The sequence below is a fragment of the Listeria ivanovii subsp. londoniensis genome, assembly GCF_000763495.1.
GTDB lineage: Bacteria > Bacillota > Bacilli > Lactobacillales > Listeriaceae > Listeria > Listeria londoniensis.
In genome coordinates, this window is the sequence record NZ_CP009576.1 from 1,023,811 (window position 1) to 1,042,747 (window position 18,937).

Annotated in this window: 16 protein-coding genes and 1 pseudogene; 16 read left to right on the forward strand and 1 reads right to left on the reverse strand. The window is 36.8% G+C overall.

The genetic code is table 11. The features are described 5' to 3' along the window. Positions 1-54: 54 nt before the first annotated feature. From JL53_RS04935 to JL53_RS04945, 3 genes are all read left to right on the forward strand, one after another. Positions 55-1,167, forward strand: coding sequence for a D-alanine--D-alanine ligase (locus tag JL53_RS04935; protein WP_003719046.1), 1,113 nt, complete (start codon positions 55-57; stop codon positions 1,165-1,167). Positions 1,168-1,229: 62 nt separating this feature from the next. Further along, a complete protein-coding gene (locus JL53_RS04940) occupies positions 1,230-2,603 on the forward strand; it encodes a UDP-N-acetylmuramoyl-tripeptide--D-alanyl-D-alanine ligase (protein ID WP_038408162.1) in 1,374 nt (457 codons plus the stop codon). Between the two features lie 67 nt (positions 2,604-2,670). Further along, on the forward strand, positions 2,671-3,384 hold the full coding sequence (locus JL53_RS04945) for an alpha/beta hydrolase (protein WP_003719048.1): 714 nt from the start codon (positions 2,671-2,673) through the stop codon (positions 3,382-3,384). 15 nt (positions 3,385-3,399) lie between these two features. On the opposite strand, the gene JL53_RS04950 is transcribed toward JL53_RS04945, so the two are convergent. After that, positions 3,400-4,422, reverse strand: coding sequence for a substrate-binding domain-containing protein (locus tag JL53_RS04950; RefSeq protein WP_038406954.1), 1,023 nt, complete (start codon positions 4,420-4,422; stop codon positions 3,400-3,402). A 245-nt stretch (positions 4,423-4,667) separates the two neighbouring features. On the opposite strand from JL53_RS04950, the gene JL53_RS04955 reads away from it, so the two are divergent. From JL53_RS04955 to JL53_RS05020, 13 genes and pseudogenes are all read left to right on the forward strand, one after another. Further along, positions 4,668-5,990, forward strand: a complete 1,323-nt coding sequence (locus JL53_RS04955; protein ID WP_003719050.1) for an ABC transporter substrate-binding protein — start codon at positions 4,668-4,670, stop codon at positions 5,988-5,990. Then, positions 5,987-6,865 carry a carbohydrate ABC transporter permease gene (locus JL53_RS04960; protein WP_003719051.1) on the forward strand — a complete coding sequence of 293 codons (879 nt, stop codon included), beginning with the start codon at positions 5,987-5,989 and terminating at the stop codon, positions 6,863-6,865. The genes JL53_RS04955 and JL53_RS04960 overlap by 4 nt, the downstream gene beginning before the upstream one ends. After that, entirely contained in the window at positions 6,852-7,685 is an 834-nt protein-coding gene (locus JL53_RS04965) for a carbohydrate ABC transporter permease (RefSeq protein ID WP_038406955.1), read from the forward strand. The genes JL53_RS04960 and JL53_RS04965 overlap by 14 nt, the downstream gene beginning before the upstream one ends. 15 nt (positions 7,686-7,700) lie before the next feature. Next, the gene (locus tag JL53_RS04970; protein ID WP_038406956.1) at positions 7,701-9,233 is read left to right on the forward strand and encodes an alpha-glucosidase; all 1,533 of its coding nucleotides are present in this window, start codon (positions 7,701-7,703) and stop codon (positions 9,231-9,233) included. Between the two features lies 1 nt (position 9,234). Continuing rightward, a complete protein-coding gene (locus tag JL53_RS04975; protein WP_003719055.1) occupies positions 9,235-10,149 on the forward strand; it encodes an MTP-1 family protein in 915 nt (304 codons plus the stop codon). A gap of 21 nt (positions 10,150-10,170) precedes the next feature. Beyond that, positions 10,171-11,238 carry a BtaManbiosPhlase gene (locus JL53_RS04980; RefSeq protein ID WP_038406957.1) on the forward strand — a complete coding sequence of 356 codons (1,068 nt, stop codon included), beginning with the start codon at positions 10,171-10,173 and terminating at the stop codon, positions 11,236-11,238. Further along, positions 11,235-12,908 (forward strand): phospho-sugar mutase, encoded by a 1,674-nt coding sequence (locus tag JL53_RS04985; protein ID WP_003719057.1) that lies wholly within the window; start codon positions 11,235-11,237, stop codon positions 12,906-12,908. The genes JL53_RS04980 and JL53_RS04985 overlap by 4 nt, the downstream gene beginning before the upstream one ends. Positions 12,909-13,370: 462 nt before the next feature. After that, a complete protein-coding gene (gene cshA / locus JL53_RS04990; RefSeq protein WP_074673835.1) occupies positions 13,371-14,945 on the forward strand; it encodes a degradosome RNA helicase CshA in 1,575 nt (524 codons plus the stop codon). A gap of 191 nt (positions 14,946-15,136) precedes the next feature. After that, entirely contained in the window at positions 15,137-15,625 is a 489-nt protein-coding gene (locus JL53_RS04995; RefSeq protein WP_003719060.1) for a QueT transporter family protein, read from the forward strand. Between the two features lie 246 nt (positions 15,626-15,871). After that, positions 15,872-16,072, forward strand: a pseudogene (locus JL53_RS05005) (amidohydrolase family protein); the annotation flags it as partial. Positions 16,073-16,086: 14 nt separating this feature from the next. Next, on the forward strand, positions 16,087-16,416 hold the full coding sequence (locus tag JL53_RS05010; RefSeq protein WP_234288391.1) for a DUF2316 family protein: 330 nt from the start codon (positions 16,087-16,089) through the stop codon (positions 16,414-16,416). A gap of 442 nt (positions 16,417-16,858) precedes the next feature. Next, positions 16,859-17,041: a hypothetical protein gene (locus JL53_RS05015; RefSeq protein WP_003719064.1), complete on the forward strand. Its 183-nt coding sequence runs from the start codon at positions 16,859-16,861 to the stop codon at positions 17,039-17,041. A 111-nt stretch (positions 17,042-17,152) separates the two neighbouring features. Next, positions 17,153-18,487, forward strand: a complete 1,335-nt coding sequence (locus tag JL53_RS05020) for a PA2928 family protein (RefSeq protein WP_038406959.1) — start codon at positions 17,153-17,155, stop codon at positions 18,485-18,487. Positions 18,488-18,937: the final 450 nt, after the last annotated feature.

Here is an 18,937-nt window from a genome sequence, read left to right on the forward strand (position 1 = left end):
CATCTTGCTAAAACATGGTAAAATAGATAAAGCGAATAATGACGGAGGGGTATTATGAAAACCAAGTTAATTTTATTATACGGTGGAAAATCCGCAGAACATGAGGTTTCTTTACAAACGGCATTTTCTGTAATTAATGCACTAGATTTAAATAAATTTGAAGCACAACCAATATATATTACAAACGAAGGGGAATGGATACAAGGCCCACTCCTTTCTGGGAAATTAGACTTTGTGGAGCAATTGCGTTTTGCGGCAGCTGATAAAGTGGAACTTGCTTTAGTAGAAACGGAGAAGTCGGCGGGAGAACTTATTAGCCCAGCTGTTTTAGAAGCAGATGGACAAGAGACTGTTGTGTTCCCATTGTTACATGGACCAAACGGAGAAGACGGTACAGTACAAGGATTATTTGAAGTATTAAATATCCCTTATGTTGGGAATGGTGTGCTTGCTTCATCAGCGGCAATGGATAAAATCGTTATGAAAAAGATCTTTGCAGATGCAGCGATTCCTCAAGTTCCAGCAGTAGCTGTTCGTTTGATTGACTGGAAGAACTTTCAGGATGAAATGGTTACCGAAATGGAAGAAGTACTAGAATACCCAGTTTTTGTTAAACCAGCAAATCTTGGTTCTAGTGTTGGTATTAGCAAGGCGACCAATAAACAAGAGCTAACGGAAGCGATGACTGAAGCATTTTTATATGATCGTCGTGTAGTAGTAGAGCAAGGTGTAATTGCTCGTGAAATTGAAATGGGCGTACTTGGAAATGATACACCCATTTGTTCCGTACCGGGTGAAATTTTGCCAGAAGGCGCTGTGGCAAAATTTTATGATTATAAAGCGAAGTATCAAGACAATAATACTGCGCTTATTATCCCGACAGAAGTAGAGCCAGAAATTTTAGCACAAATGAAGGAATATGCTATTCAAGCGTTCTTAGGTTTAGATGCAAGTGGACTTGTTCGTGCTGATTTCTTTTTAACAGATGATAATCAATTATTCTTAAATGAAGTGAATACGATGCCAGGATTTACGCCTTATAGTATGTATCCACTTTTATGGCAAGAAACAGGATTACCTTATCCGGCCCTAATTGAACGACTGGTTGATTTAGCAAAAGAACGTCATGCAGCAAAAAATGCACTTAAATATAAATTAGAAGACTAAAATAAGCGAAAGGCAGTTTTCATCCAAGGAAGCTGCTTTTTTATGGAAGCGAGCGATTGATTTTGAAAAAAACAGTAGGCGAAGTAGTAGGCATGTTAGATAGCACTATTCATACAGATGCATTTCGCGATGTCGTTATTACTGGTGTTTGTTTTGATACGAGGCAAATAAAGCCAGGTGACTTATTTGTGCCATTTGTTGGGGAATTGCGTGATGGTCACGAATTTGTCGGACAAGCGCGAGAAATGGGTGCGGTCGCGACTTTCTGGCAGAAGAATGTACCAAATCCACCGACTGATTTTCCAGTTATTTTAGTAGAGGACACCTTACTAGCTTTGCAAGAGATGGCAAAGAAATATATCCAAGAAGTGAAACCAAAAGTTATTGCAATCACTGGTAGTAACGGAAAAACAACAACGAAAGATATTATGGCTGCGATAGTTGAAACAAGCTACAAAGTACATTATACCGGTGGGAATTTTAATAATCATATTGGCCTGCCTTATACGATTTTGACTATGCCGGAAGATACTGAAGTGGCAGTACTTGAAATGGGTATGAATCATCGACATGAAATTGAAGTGCTATCTAAAATTGCCAAACCAGATATTGCCATTATCACAAATATCGGCGAAGCACACATTGAATACTTAGGTTCACGCGAAGAAATTGCGAAGGCGAAATTAGAGATTACTGCTGGGCTCAGTCCAAGTGGAATTTTAATTTACCCATATGAGGAAGCTTTGCTGTTAAGCCATATTGATGGAGACTTTAGACAATTAACTTTTGGGAAATCACAGGAAGCCGAAATTTATCCTCTAGCTATTCACGCTGAGGCAGAAGGTACCGCATTTGTAACAAATTGGGAACCTGATTTAGAAATTTTTGTACCAATTATTGGAGAGCATAACGTATTTAATGCTATGGCGACAATGCTAGCGGCAAGAGAGATTGGCATCGAAGGCGAAAAAATCCAAAAAGCACTTCGGAATATGGAACGCTCTAAAAGTCGCTTAGAATGGCTAACAACAAAAAACGGCACAAGGATTTTAAATGATGCCTATAATTCTAGCCCAACAGCCCTTAAAACCGTTTTAAAAACGTTTATGCATATGGATTCGCAAGGGAAACGGAAATATTTAGTGCTTGCCGATATGTTAGAGTTAGGCGAATTGTCTGAGCAGCTGCACAAAGAATCTGCGGAAGTGTTGGAAGAAGGAGCAGTTGAGAAAGTATTCTTATATGGTGAAGCGATGAAAGCTTTCGAGGAAGTTGCTAAAATAAAAATTGGTCAGAGAAAAGTTCAACATTTCGACACGAAAGAATCGCTTGAAACTGCCCTTCTTAGCGAAATGGATGGAAATGAATGGATACTGGTCAAAGGTTCTTATGGAATGGGCTTGAAAGATGTGGTAGAAAATCTTATTATTAAGTGACGAATAAATTCGGATAGACTGATATTGCCGATTAACAGGTAATAATTTGGACAGGAGGAAAGGCATAATGGTTGCTTGTTTGTGTATTCATGGTTTTACAGGTTCACCAAAAGAGGTGGAGCCACTTGCTGATTATTTGCGAGAGCATACAGATTGGGATATACTCGCACCTACATTACCAGGCCATGATCACCTGCGCCACTTGAAAAATGTGACGTATAAAGATTGGATTGTTTTCGTAGATAGCATCTTGAGTCAAATGTTAAAAGAAGACGAAGAAGTATACATTATTGGTTTTTCCATGGGTGGTTTACTTGCTGGATGGCTTGCCAGGCACTATCCAGAAGTGAAAAAACTAGTATTACTAAGCACCGCAGTAAATGCGATGGAATGGCCACAAATTGTCGAAAATTCCAAGCAAGTATTAGCCGAAGCAAAAGAAGTCACACTTAAAAATAGTCCAATGTTCAAACGTTACCAAAAAAAAGTGACGGAAACTCCCTGGGCTTCCACACTTCAATTCCAAAAAATGGTAGCTTTAGCCAAACCTGTTTTCGAACATATTGAAATTCCGACTTTTATTGCGCAAGGTAGCAATGATTCTGTGGTTCCTGCTGAAAAAAGCGTTCAATTTTTAATGGATAGTATTCCGGGACCAAAAGAGTTATTTATTTTAGAAGGCTCGGAACATGTCATTTGTCAAGATAAACAAGCGGAGCAACTTTTCGAAGCGGTATTGGCATTTTTACAAAAGGATCTCGCAGTTTTGAAGGTAAATTAATAAAAACGATTCAGCTTATGGTTGTTGCTGAATCGTTTTTTTGATTGCATTAACAGAATCACGGACAATTAAATTAGTTGCAAGTGCCAGATGAACAAATCCGTCATCTGGTTTTCTTATGCGATTGTACATCAATTCTACTGCTTTTTCACCCATAAAGGATAAATTGGTGCACATCGTTGTCAGTGGGGGTTTGCTAAGTACTGTAAATTCGGTATTATCAAAACAAATAATCGATATGTCATTTGGTATAGTGTAGCCTTTGGACTGCAAATACGTATTTAAAATAAATCCTAGTCCAGAATTAACGCAAAACCAAGCAGTTGGTAGCTCATCTAGTGCGTCTAATGTTTTATAAAGGCTCGTTTGTTCTTCTTTAATTTGAGTGATAGCATGTTTTTCATTAAAAGGGATTTGATAGTAGTTTAGCGCTTTTTTATATCCTTCTAATCGTTCCTCGTAACTTGGGGAAAATGTAATATCACCGAGAAACCCAATTTTTTGATGGTTATTTTGGATTAAAAATTCAACCGCAGTGAATGCGCCATCTTTATTTTGGCTAATTACGGCATCGGCTTTTAGATGAGGATCGTGATGATCGATTAAGACGACAGGTATTCCAAGCATGGTAATTTGTTTGCTATACTCTGTGTTGATATGTGAAAGTAAGAAAATGCCAGTCCAATTTTCATTTTGAAGTTGTTCGGGAATTTGGTGTAATTCGGCTTCCTCGTCTGTTACGGGGAAAATAACTAACTCTCCTTGGCGTGCGATGATGCTTTGTTTCATATTATCAATAATTTCTCCAAAAAAACTTCGCTGCGATAATGCGAAAGAAGTGGCTAAAAGAGCAAATTTCTCTTTAACAACTTCTCTAGCTATTTCTTTTTTATATTTATAACCCAGTTCATCAGCCATTTTGAAAACAGCTAATTTGGTTTGTTCGCTGACACCGTTTTTATTGCCTAAAGCTTGTGATACGGAATTCTTGGTTATATTTAGCTTATCAGCAATATCTTGCATCGTTACTTTCTTCATTACTTCCCCCTCCATCTTTCCTTTTTTATTCTATTATAGAAGTTAATTCATAAAATAGCAAAAATTATATAATTAAAAAGTAATGTCGTAAATAATTTTATGTCCAAAGAAATCATATCATTTTAACACCTATATAAAAAGACTTTAAAAAAGTAATTATTGACATTACAAAAAAGTAATGTGATAATGTAATCGTAATCAAGCGCTTACAATTACAAAAAAGTGAAATTAGGAGGATTATTGATATGAAGATTAGAAAAATTGCTTATGCAGCCCTCAGTATTGCGGTTGCAGGGTCACTCTTAGCTGCTTGTGGCGGCGCGGGAAGTAACGGTAGCGATGACAGTGGGAAAACAAAAGTAACATTTTGGGCCGCTCCAAATCCTACACAAGTAAAATATTGGGATGAAATGGCTAAAGCTTACGAAAAAGAAAATCCAGATGTGACTATTGAAGTTAGCCAAATGAAAGAAAGTCCATCTTCTGAAGCGACCATTCAATCAGCTATTGCCTCTAAAACGGCTCCAACAATGTCTGAAAATATCAATCGTAGTTTCGCAGCACAATTAGCTGATAGCAAGGCAATCGTTCCTTTAAATGATGTTAAAGGCCTAGATAAGGTAGTAGATGAACGGAATATGACAGAAACAATGAAGTCTTGGGAATTCTCTGATGGCAATCAATATGTGCTGCCAGTTTATTCTAATCCAATTTTATTTGCATGGCGTTTAGATACGCTAAAAGAACTCGGCTATGATGCTCCTCCAAAAACATATAGTGAAGCGCTTGAAGTTGGTAAAAAACTAAAAGCAAAATATCCAGATAAAGTACTTTGGGCAAAAGGGGATTTATCTGATCCAACCGCTTGGATGCGTTGGTTTGACTTTTTCCCACTTTATGACGCAGCTTCAAAAGGCAATGCTTTTGTAGAAGATGGCAAATTGGTTGCTGATGATAAAGCTGGAACAGAACTGCTTACTTTTATGTCAGAATTACAAAAAAATAAATTGCTTCTTTCTAGTAAAGCAACGGATCCGTTTGAAACAGGAACGAGTATTATGGCTGATAATGGCCCTTGGACTTTCCCTAACTGGGACGAAAAATTCCCAGAACTTAAATATAATGAAAACTATACAATCAGTTCTCCATTAGTACCAGATAACATGGCTGATGAAGAAAACATTTCTACATACGCTGATTCTAAAGGCGTTGTCATGTATGCACAAGCAACAGATAAAGAAAAAGAAGCAGCGATGGATTTCTTGAAATTTGTATATAGTGATGATGAAAATGATTTGAAATTCTTGGAAACAACCAATTTAATTCCAGCTCGTGATGATGCGACTAAAAATGATGCATTTACAGCATTCTTTAAAGAGAATCCAGAATTAGAAGTTTATGCAGCCAATGTACCATATAGCATTCCAGCGATGGATGATGCGAAATACAATGACATCCAACAAATTATCGGTGAAGAAGCGTGGAACCCGATTGTTCGTGGGGAGAAAAAACCTGTAAAAGCTTGGTCAGACATGAAGAAAGCTGAGGACGGGGTGCTTCAAGAATGAAGCGGCGAAATAACAAGTTGGGCTGGTCTTTTACCAGCCCGTATCTCATATTCACAGCAATCTTTTTCTTAGTACCTTTAGTTTGGTCGATTTGGTTATCCGTGACGGATTGGAACATGATGAGTCCGGAAATCAATTTTGTTGGTTTGGATAATTTTATCAAAGCATTTACGAGCCCAGCTGTGCAAGCATCCTTTTTTGTTACGTATAAGTTTTTAATAGTGTTCGTACCAATGGCACTGATTATTTCAATGGTAGTAGCAGTTTTGGTGAATGGTCTTCCAAAATTTAAAGGTCTTTATCTGGTTGCTTTTTTTCTGCCATATTTATCTTCGGGTGTTGTAACGTCACTAATTGTACAAGGTCTTCTTTCGTACAATAGTGCGCTAAATGTATTTTTGCGCGGCCATTTTGGTTGGGATATTGATTGGCTCGGAACACCGATGTCTGCACTTGTCATAATTTCCTTGATGATTGCTTGGAAAATGTCAGGTTATTACGCGCTCATTTTAATTTCTGGGCTTGCAAGTATTAATCATGAAATTTACGAAGCAGCTGCAATGGATGGATCTGGTCGGTTTAGAACTTTTTGGAAAGTCACAGTACCAATGCTTTACCCAGCGTTATTTACTGTTATTGTACTCGCGGTAGGAGTTAGCTTCGGGATTTTCACTGAGGTCTATCAATTAACTGGTGGTGGGCCGAACTTTGCAACAAACACATGGCAAATGGAGATTTTTAACCAAGCATTTGTTAACTTGAATTCTGGTTATGCTTCTGCTATTTCACTTATTGCTGCAACTGTCACATTTGCATCGATTGGTGTTATTAAGAAAATGTTGGAGAAATGGGGTCAACGAAATGGTTGGACGTAATAGTAAAGCAGGTAAAATTGTTCGATATATCCTAACAACTTTACTAATGCTAGTCATGATTTACCCATTTATTTATCTGGTGCTGAACTCATTTGCGGCTTGGGATCAGGTGGATAAAAAGTTGATTCCTACTGAATTTACGATGCGTTCGTGGGATTGGCTGTTTGGGAATTCTGTTGTAGCTGCCCCAGCACCATGGATTCATGCGTTTATTAACACGATTATTGTATCCACCATTGCAACAGGACTTATGCTGTTGTTTGGACTGATGGTTGGTTATGCGTTAGCAAAAGTGGATTTTAAAGGGAAACGATTGGTTAATAATGCGATTTTATTCCAAATGTTTTTCCCGGCAATTATTTTGTTAATTCCACAATTCCTAATGATTACAGATATGGGGTTGTTAGACACGTATGCTGGGATGATTATTCCAACAATGCTAAGTTTGTGGGCAGTGTTTATGTATACAAACTTCTTTAAAGCTATTCCAGATACATTAATTGAAGCGGCAAAACTTGACGGAGCAAGCGATTTGAAAATTTTATTTCGTGTTGTTCTGCCGATGTCGAAATCGATTACAACGGTTATCTTTTTATTCCTATTTACAGACAGATGGACCAACTTACTTTGGGACATGCTTGTAACGAAGAGTGATAGCACGGTAACCCTTAACGTACTGATTTCGCAAATGTTTGGTCCGTATGCAACTTATCCTGGTCCAATGTATGCAGCTTCGGTATTACTAACGCTTCCTCTCATTATTTTATTCTTATTCTTCTCGAAAAAGTTCCAAGAGGGAATGCAATTTACTTTGAAATAAAAGGAGCGACAAGTCTTGGAGTTTTGGCGCGGTAGTGTTTTTTATGAAATTTATATGAAGTCTTTTCAGGATAGTAACGGAGATGGTTTAGGGGACTTCAAAGGACTTACGAGTAGGCTGGATTATTTAGCGGATTTAGGGATAGACGGTATTTGGTTGACGCCGTTTTATCCTTCACCGCAAGTCGATAATGGTTATGATGTCTCGGATTATTGTGCAGTCAATCCGGATTATGGTACTATGACTGATTTTCGTGCGTTTATGAAAGAAGCGAACAAACGAGAAATAAAAGTAATTATTGATTTAGTGTTGAATCATTCTTCCACAGAACATGCGTGGTTTAAGGAATCTCGGAGTAGTAAAACAAACCCAAAACGGGATTACTACATTTGGCGAGAAAAACCGAACAACTGGGAATCTTTTTTTGGAGGTTCTGCATGGGAGTTAGATGAATTAACCAATGAATATTATTATCATAGTTTTGCTAAAGAACAAGCCGATTTGAATTGGTCAAACCCTGCTGTCCAAAAAGAAATGGAAAACGTATTAGCATTTTGGTTAAACGAAGGAGTTGCCGGATTCCGGTTAGATGTAATTAATAATTTAACTTTAGTACTAGAATTTCCAGATAACCCAACTGAAAACGGGGAAATGAATCACTTATATGACCGAAATCAACAAGGACTGGAAGCAGCATTAGAACATATTGCCGAGTTTTGTCGACGAGAGCAAGAAACGTTTTTAGTTGGTGAAATTAGCTCAGATAATTTAACGGAAATTGCGCGCTATAGCTCGAAAAAAATGCTGGATGTTACCTTTAATTTTAATTTTGGGAGTGTCAAAAAAATCGACGCGGAGTCTGTCTTCGCTTCTTTAAATGCGATGGAAAATGAACTTCAAGCTGGACAATGGCCTACGCTTTTCTTTGGAAGTCATGACATGAGTAGATTTGCGTCGCGACTTGCAAATGAGAATCTTTCAAAAACAAAACTATTGGCCTTTTTGATGTTAACTGCAAAAGGAATTCCGTTTATTTATTACGGTGAAGAAATGGGTATGCCTGACATTGATTTTACTTCAGTGGATGAGATGCGTGATATTCAAGGGGTTTCAGCATATTATCAAGCGTTTGAACGAGGTGAAAGCCTAGATAATGCACTGGAAATTGCTGTCCAAAAAACACGTGATAAAGCGCGTGGCCCAATGGTATTTCCAGACGGGGAACCATTTACGACGGGTGAATCATGGATAAAGTCAGCTAGTTTACCTGAAAAAGAAGCTAAGTCGATGTGGGAATTTTACCAAGCGCTACTAACTTTTAGAAAAGAAAATGAGTTTAAGGAAAAAGAATATACCTATTTAAAACTCGATGGAGAATTGCTTAGTTACCGACGTGGCAACTTTTTATTCCTCATTCATTTTGGATCAGAGCCCGTAGCATATACACCTAAAGAAAAAACCACACTTGTTTTTGGGGAAGCATTTATTGAAAAAACGAGTATCAGTATAGCGGCGTATTCTGGAATTGCACTGAGAGTGGAGGATTAACATGAAACAAATTCAAGTATTACTAAAAGAATACCGTGAAACGGCTACGGCAAATGGTACGAAAATCCATTTGAACGGAGTGGTAGACAAAGATGTTTATAATATTACAGCGCCATTTCAGTGGCTCGGAAAAGAATTTATCGCTGGCCGAGTGGAATCACGCGATAGTGAGTTAGCGGAAGTACACTTTTTTGAAAAAACAGCGGAAGACAACTATCAAATCGTAGAAAATACAACAGTTTTAGCCCTGCAAGATCCTTTTGTTACTTTTGTGCAAGGAGAACTTATTTTAGGTGGCGTAGAAGTATTTGAAAAAGAAACGGATCCGACGAAACTAGATTGGCGTACAAATTTATATCGCGCGAAATCTCTAATGCAATTCGAGAAAATTCTTACCGGACCAATTGGAATGAAAGACTTACGAATCAAAGAATTAGCGGATGGTCGGATTTTGGTTTTAACCAGACCTCAAGGCGAAAAAGGCGGACGCGGAAAAATTGGCGCAACTGTTATTGATTCTTTAGACGAATTAACAAACGAAAAAATCATTGCAGCACCACTTTTGAATCGGAATTTTTCTGGGGAAGAATGGGGCGGCGGGAATGAGATTCATTTACTTGAGGATGGTAAGATAGGTGTTCTTGGTCATATTGCTTGTTTTGACGAAACTGGTAATCGCCATTATTATTCCTGTAGTTTTCAATTAAAGGATGACTTTACACAAATCGAACAAGAAAAAATTATTGCGGAACGAGCGAATTTTGCGCCAAGTGAGCCGAAAAGACCTGATTTAGCTGATGTTGTATTTAGCGGTGGTTTAATTAGAAAATCGGACGGATATGCAGAGCTTTATGCTGGAATTGGTGATTCAGACGCGCAAAAAATAATCATTCCAGATCCATTTAAAAATAACTAATAGTAGGAGTTTTGTAGACAAATGAATATTTATCGTTATGAAGAAAACCCATTAATTACACCACTAGACGTAAAACCGATTCACGACGGATTTGAAGTAATCGGTGCGTTTAACGGCGGTGTTGCAAAATACAACGGCGAAGTACTTTTACTGCTTCGTGTTGCTGAGAAACCAGTAAGTGAAAACCCAGAAATAGTTCTTGCACCAGTTTATAATGCAAAAGAAGAAAAATTAGAGTTACAATCATTTCGTTTAGATGATGAAAAATATGATTTTGAAGATCCGCGAATGATTCGTCATAAAGCAAAACTAGAAGGTTTTTCTTATTTAACTTCGCTTTCTTATATTCGAATTGCCCGTAGTAAAGATGGTCATCATTTCACTTTAGACGAAAAACCATTTTTATATCCATTCAATGAATATCAAACGTTTGGAATTGAAGATGCTCGTGTGACACAAATCGGTGATACCTATCATGTGAATTTCAGTGCTGTATCGGAGTTTGGTGTAGCAGATGCCCTTATCACAACGAAAGACTTTGAAAACTTAGAGTATCAAGGAAATATTTTTGCTCCTGAAAATAAAGATGTCCTTATTTTTCCAGAAAAAATTAGTGGGAAGTATTATGCGCTTCATCGTCCAAGCTTAAAAAGTATTGGTAATTTAGACATTTGGATTGCTTCTTCCCCTGATTTACGTAGTTTTGGCGATCATCGTCATTTACTTGGTATTCGACCAGGAGAATATGACAGCGGGCGTGTTGGCGGTGGTTGTGTACCAATTAAAACTGAAGAAGGGTGGTTGATTTTGTATCACGGTGCAACGGAAGAAAATCGTTATGTGATGGGCGCTGCACTACTTGACTTAGCTGACCCAACGATTGTCCTAAAAAGAACGACTACACCAATTTTGGAGCCAGAAGCGGATTATGAAAAAAATGGTTTCTTCGGAGATGTTGTTTTTGCTTGTGGAGCAATTCAAGAAGGCGACACACTGCATATGTATTACGGCGTAGCAGATACCTCGATGGCTGGTTGTGATCTGAAAATAAGCGAGATTTTGCGCCAGTTAGAAGTGGAAAGTAAATGACTTGGCAAAACTATTTGAAAGATTGGCAGGAAGCTGACTTATCAGACGACTGGAAAGCGGAATTAAAGCAAGTGGAAGCAGAACAGGATCGCTTTGAAGGCTACTTAACTTTTGGAACTGGTGGTATGCGTGGGAAAATGGGCATTGGTTCTAAACGAATGAACATTTTTACTATTAGAAGAGTGGCTCGGGCACTTGGTGAATATGTCGTGGCAAACGGAGGCGCAGAAAGTGGTGTTGCCATTGCTTATGACTCGAGAAATAATTCGAGCTTGTTTGCAAGAGAGACAGCGAAGGTTCTCTCGGCGCTAAGTGTGCGCGTCTATCTTTCCAATACGATTCGACCAACTCCGGCATTATCATTTTGCGTGCGAGAAAAAGCTGCATTTGCTGGCGTCGTTATTACCGCAAGCCACAATCCATCTATTTATAATGGCTTTAAAGTATATGATAAAAATGGCTGTCAAATAACTTTAGACACTGCTGAAGAAATTGCAACGTACCTAGAGCGGATAACGAATATTTTTACAATCCCGATTCGCGAACTTCCTAACTTGCTTGTTACACCTCTTGGAAAAGAAATGGACGATGCTTATTTAAAAGCGCTTCAAAAAGTTGTTTTCCGGCGTGACCTGCTGGCGGATTATGGGAGTGAACTAACTGTTTGTTACACACCGCTACATGGTGCTGGAAAAGAACTTGTCATGCGAGGTCTTACCGAAAACGGCTTTTCTAATGTAGCAATTGTACCAGAGCAAAGTGAGCCAGATGGTAATTTTTCAACTGTTGTTTCGCCAAATCCGGAAGAAGTAAATAGTTTCGAACTTGCTAAAAAACAAGCCAAGAACATCCACGCTGACATTATTTTAGCAACCGATCCTGATGCAGATCGTCTCGGAGTAGCAGTTTTAACGAAAAATGGCGAGTACCAAATTTTGACTGGAAATCAGTTAGGCGCATTGTTACTTGATTATATTTTAGCAGCGAAACCCAATTTAACATCAGAAGATACGATGATTAATACGATTGTAACCGGAGACTTGGGCGGGAAAATTGCGACTGAACACGGCATCAACCATATCCAAACGCTGACTGGCTTTAAATTCATTGGTGAAAAAATCGCGGAGATGGAACAAGGAAAAGCTCAGTTTGTCTTCGGTTATGAAGAAAGTTATGGCTATTTAATCGCGCCATTTGTTCGTGATAAAGATGCAGTCCAAGCGGCGTTACTCGTGTCGGAAATGGCTCTTTATTATAAAAAAGAAGGCACTACCTTGCTTCGGAAATTGACTCGTTTATATGAAAAATATGGATACTACGAAGAAATATTGCATACAATAACACTCGAAAGTGCTAACGGGAAAGAACAGATGATCCAAGTAATGGAAATGTTACGTAAGCAGCCGATGTTTATTCCGGAGATAAGCAGAGTGGAGGATTTCGAGGCAAGCGAACGCGTTAATCTTACAAACGGAAAAGTATCGCCAATCAATTTGCCAAAAGAAAATGTTTTAAAATTCTATTTAAAAAACAATTCTTGGTTTGCGATTCGCCCATCAGGAACAGAACCAAAATGCAAGATTTATTTCCAAAGCACAGGTGAAACGAAAGAAATCGCCGAAAAAATAATGAATGACTTGAAAAAAGATGTTTTAACTTTATGGGATTAATAAATAGCTGAAAATCATATTCTCGTGATTTTCAGCTATTTTGAAAAGAGAAAGTAGTTGAAAAAACCTAAAAGCCACTGATAATCGTACAATTAAGAAATAAATAGGTTTTTTATTCGATAATAACGTTCAATTATAAGCTTTTGACGTTGAAAAGAAAAGATTAGTATGTTATGATGATAGATGGAAGTTTATTAGGTTTAAATTTAGCCTAGTGATTAATGAGGGCTTTTTTATTTGATGCGTTAGAACTGCTATAATGGCAGAGAAAAATTCTGATGCCGTGAATCATTTTGCTTGGTGCGCCCAGGCTTTTCTATTGCAGAAAAATGAAAATGAAAGATAGCAGTTTTCATAAAAACAACTGCAAATGAACAGACAAACAATCGTAATAAGCGTATTGTGATGAATTATAAAAGTAGCTCTCCTACCAAACTTTAAACAGGTAAAGGAGAAATGACATTGACAAAATTTTCGGAGTTCGGACTGGACGAAAAAATTGTAAAATCAGTAAATCGGATGGGGTTTGAAGAAGCAACGCCAATCCAAGAAAAAACAATTCCACTAGGATTAGCAGGTAAAGACTTAATCGGACAAGCACAAACAGGTACTGGTAAAACAGCCGCTTTTGGTCTACCAATGATTCACAAAATTGACCAAAAAAGTAATAACGTACAAGCTTTAATTATCGCTCCAACACGGGAACTTGCAATCCAAGTTTCAGAAGAGCTTTATAAACTCAGCTATGACAAACATGTACGTGTGCTAGCGGTTTATGGTGGTAGTGATATCAGCCGTCAAATCCGTTCACTTAAGAAAAACCCACAAATCGTAGTTGGTACGCCAGGACGTATTTTGGATCATATTAACCGTCGCACACTGAAACTAGACAACGTGGAAACACTTGTACTAGATGAAGCAGACGAAATGCTAAACATGGGCTTCATTGACGATATCGAAACTATTCTTAAAGAAGTACCAGCAGAACGTCAAACTTTACTATTTTCTGCAACAATGCCTGATCCAATTCGCCGTATTGGTGAACGTTTCATGCATAGCCCAGAACTTATTCGTATTAAAGCGAAAGAAATGACTGCACTATTAATCGAACAATTCTTCGTAAAAGTGCACGAAAAAGAAAAATTTGACGTATTATCGCGTTTGCTAGACGTACAAGCACCAGAACTTGCTATTGTTTTTGGTCGTACAAAACGTCGTGTAGATGAATTATCTCGTGCGCTTGATATGCGTGGTTACGTGGCTGAAGGTATCCACGGTGACTTAACGCAAGCAAAACGTATGAGCGTACTGCGCAAATTTAAAGAGGGGAAAATTGATGTTCTAGTTGCAACAGACGTAGCAGCACGTGGACTTGATATTTCCGGCGTAACTCACGTATATAACTATGACATTCCTCAAGATCCAGAAAGCTATGTTCACCGTATTGGTCGTACTGGTCGTGCTGGTAAAGAAGGTATGGCAATTACATTCGTACAACCTCGTGAAATGGGTTACCTGCGTATCGTAGAAGAAACTACGAAAAAACGTATGCAGCCACTTCAAGCTCCTACTTGGGACGAAGCTTTTGCAGGCCAATTACGTGTAGCAACAGAAAAAATTCAAGAAGCAATTACAGAAGAAAATCTTGCCGATTACAAAACTTTTGCTAATGAATTATTAGAAAAATATGATGCAACAGACATCGCAGCTGCAATGCTTAAAATGCTAGCTAAAGAACCAGACAAAACACCAGTTCATATTACCGAAGAGCGTCCATTACCATCTCGTGGTGGTGGCGGCTACAAAGGTAAAGGTGGAAATGGTAAAGGCGGCAAAGGTGGCGGCGGCTATCGCGGCGGAAGCGGTAAAGGCGGAAGCTATCGCGATCGTAACAACAGTGGAAAAGGTCGTCGTAGCGGCGGCGGTTCCGGTGGTGGAAACGGTTCTGGCGGCGGAAATCGTGATCGTCGTGGAAACGGCGAACAACGTCCAAGTGGTGGCGGAAACAAAGGAAGCTACTCACAAAAATCTAAATAAAATCATACTACAAAGCGGTTACCATTTGGTAGCCGCTTTTTTGATGTTATTATACGGAACTTCATTGTATAGTAAGAAAAACATCATTTACATTGACCTCCATCTATGAGAAAATAGCTTGTTGGCAAATTTTTGCTGCCACACGTGGTTCATTCATACCATCCCACGTAAAAAAACTAGGAGGAATAATAATGAAAATGAAAATATTAACGGTGAATGCCATTATTGCTGCACTTTATGTGGTGCTTGGTATGGTTGTTGCACCAATTGGTTTTATGGCATTACAGTTTCGTTTGCCAGAAATTTTTAACCACCTGATTGTCTTTAATAAAAAGTATTTTTGGGGAATTATTCTTGGCGTGTTTATTACCAATTTGTTCTTTTCCGGGTTGGGTTGGATCGATTTGGTTTTCGGCGTAGCTCAATCTGCCATTTCACTTTTACTAATGATTGGAATTTCTAAATACGTAAAAGGAATTATCCCACGAATGATTATTAACACGATTCTTTTCTCCATAACAATGGCAATTATTGCTTGGGAGTTAGTTATTGTCTTTGATTTACCATTCTTAATTACTTGGGCGACAACAGCTCTAAGCGAATTTATAGTAATGGGTATCGGAATTCCACTGATGTATCTATTAAATAAACGACTAAATTTCAAAAAAATGATTGATTAGAAAACAACAAGTCTGAGGTCAACTTAGGCTTTTTTATTTTGCCAAAAAATGAATAATTTCGGAAATTAATTCATCCAACTGCTGATTTGTATACTTGTGCTGATTGAAGCTAATTTCTAAGCCTAGATTTAAAATCATCCTCGCCAAATAATTGGGAACAAAAAGATTGTCTGAAAAAGTAATTTCCTTTAATAAACAAATTCTGAGGATATCTCCAGCGATTACATCTAAAAAAATCGATTCAGCCTTGCTCCAAGCGGTTTGTTATACAAAAATGAATGGAAATTTTTATTAAATGAACTAGATGAAGAGCATATTATTTACGCGCTAGACTATCTTTTTGTGAAACCTGAAAATGCAGGAACTTTTTTAGACAGTTTAGATTTAAGTGATGCAAATAAAGCAAAAATTGCCTATAAAAATGCTGAAAAACTATTACCTTTATAAAAGGTGGAATTTATATGTCATTAACTAAAGATCAAAAGATAGCAACTAAACAAGAACTGGCTGAAAATCTAGCTTTAACTAATTTAACAATTGCAGAAATTGCCGCGGACCTAAACACTAGTGAAGCAAAAATCGAGCGTATCTTAAACTTAAAACAAAACTCTTTAAATGATGGCTGGATTTTTCGTAATTACCTGCTTAAAAAAGTAGCAGAAAAAGGCCTCACACCAGTTCCTCCTTTAACTTTTTCTTTTCATGTTGGACTCTTTTTTTCAAATCCGCTTCTTTATACTGTCCATTCGAGTATAGCCATTCCATTTCTGTCACTACGAAAAGTGGTCTAAGTTTTGATAATACGAAATAAAAGATGAAGATTAGTATTTGTCAATAACGGATTTGTAAAGGTGTTTCTAGACGACCATGATTTTGATATATTGTCACAAATAAACAATGAAACTGTGTAATTAGGTTAATCTAAAGATGAGAATTATTGTTATAATAATTAGGGTTTAGGACATCCAAAGGAAACTGGCTGTTGGAAGCTGGATATGGTAACTAGTTTAGTATTGTTTTGAAAGAGTTCAACCCGTAAACATTGAAAATATTCTGAAAAAAATAAAAGCAAAAGAAAATATTGCTACAAAACTTGCATGGATAGAGAATAACAAAGACAATTTTATTTCATTTGCTTTAGAAGCAGAAGATTTTCTAGATAATTTTAATGATTTTGTAAGTAAAGACATAATTAAAAAAGGAAAATGTAAACTACCAGATGGTATGATTTTAATGGAAACCATCGATGCTAAAACAATAAAAGAAAGCATTTTTATTAGTAGTGTATATTTTTATGGCGAAGAGACTTTCGAGATTAATTTAGTAACTTCACCTGATTATTTTGGTAGGCATGCATTAAGCATAGAAACTTTAGGTGATGGATATGAAATGGAATTTACTGGAATGAATGGATAATGACCGAAAATGATTTACTTTATGCTCACTTAGCAAAGGGTAGGGGTTCATTTAATTGGTGGAAGTATAATACAAATTTGCTAAGGCATATTAAAAGGAGATCTAAGTATAATGGGAATGATATCAGAATTATTTGAAAATCGGTTAGCGCTTTTTACTTTTAATCAAGACACGATTCATAATGTAGTGCTTGCAATTGTATATTTAAGATTAATAAGTATCCCCTTACAATCAATTTACTATCGAAATAGAGCCGAGGAAGGCTCTAGGGAGGTAATGACTGAGGGGAAACGTAAAAAGACTATGGTTGTTGGACTTATAACTAATTTTTTGCTAGGATCTTTATTATTGCTGTGTCTTCAACCTAGTAATTTGGAAAGTTGGTTGTTCACTGGATGGACTTCAGCTACTATCATACTATTAGCAATTTATGGAATCATTTTTTTATCGATTTTTCTAACTATTTTCTTTTGGTTTAAAGGGAAAAATAAATCCTTTATACAATTATTATCAATGGTAATTTATTTGTTAGTGATAGAATTTATCTTTTTTTCAGTAGTTTTATGGATTATAAGTAATATACTAGCACCATCAAGTTATTCTATGGATTCCCGAGTCAATGTTTCTGACATAGACGGAAAACTAGTAGCTATTTCTCAAATAGAAAAAGATACAATAACTGGTCGAGAACATGGGTTTACTTACATATCAAGAGCAGTGGCAATTAGTTCAGTAGATTTACATTCTGGTAAAAAGATATGGAGTAAGCAAGTTGGGAATGCAACAAATTATATTGGACCTACAACCAATGGTTTACTTGTTATAAACAGAAACAAAGAAAAATTATACTTTTTAGATCCAGCAACTGGAGATGTGTCCATGACAGAAGCTGAATTAATAAAGAAGTTTCCTGTATTAGCCAATAATATGAGTTATGATAAAACAGATTTTGTGCTAGTTAATCCTAATACTTTATATTTTTATGGTTTAGATGGATTTTATTATAAGATGGATTTTGCGACCAATAAAATTACCGAAAAAATAGCATATAAAGATTTCATACATGGAACAAATAAATCAACTATAAATGAAGAAAATTCGACTACTGAAAAAATCAACCAACTTTATCCAGAGTTGATGGAAGTTATCATAGGCAATACTGATGTTGGAGAAGATAGGGTGCTGGTTACTTATGAAGCAGCACGCAATAGTACCAATAAAACACTAGCAATTATTTCATTAAAAGAGCATAAAGTATTTTGGAAATTAGATTTGGTAAATGAACTCGATGGTTTTGGCGACAATGAAAATTACGCAAGTTCAGCTTTCTATGCAAAAGGTGACTTTGTTTATACTTGGGATGGACGTTATCAGTACAAAATTAAAAAAGAAAATGGGCAAGTAATTTATCAATACGATTATAAAACAGAGAGTAAAATTAAATAAAGAATGTCGCTTACTTGGATTAATAATTCTCCAATTTTAGAAAACGAAAAACGTGAGTCGAAAATCACGAGTTAACCTTTATTGTTCTTGCAAGCTCATCTCATTGAGTAGACTGGTAATATTTCAATTATGAATCATTGTATTGTGAATTTTTTGGAAATGCAAAGGAGCTAACTAAATGATTTTGACACATGAGCAGTGTGAGGCAAAAAAGGATAGAATAAGATATATTGTATGTGAAAAAAATCCAATTATATAATACACGTTTTTTTAGTAATATAACGATAAGCACAAAAATATATAGTCAGTTATAAAATTTTAAAACGGTTTGGCAATTTAATAGTTTCTTATGAATAATCAAGTACTGTAGGAGAAGACATTTTATGTTTTCTCTTTTTAAATTCTACTTAATGATTAGATATAACTTAATGTATACAATTCCTTAGTTAC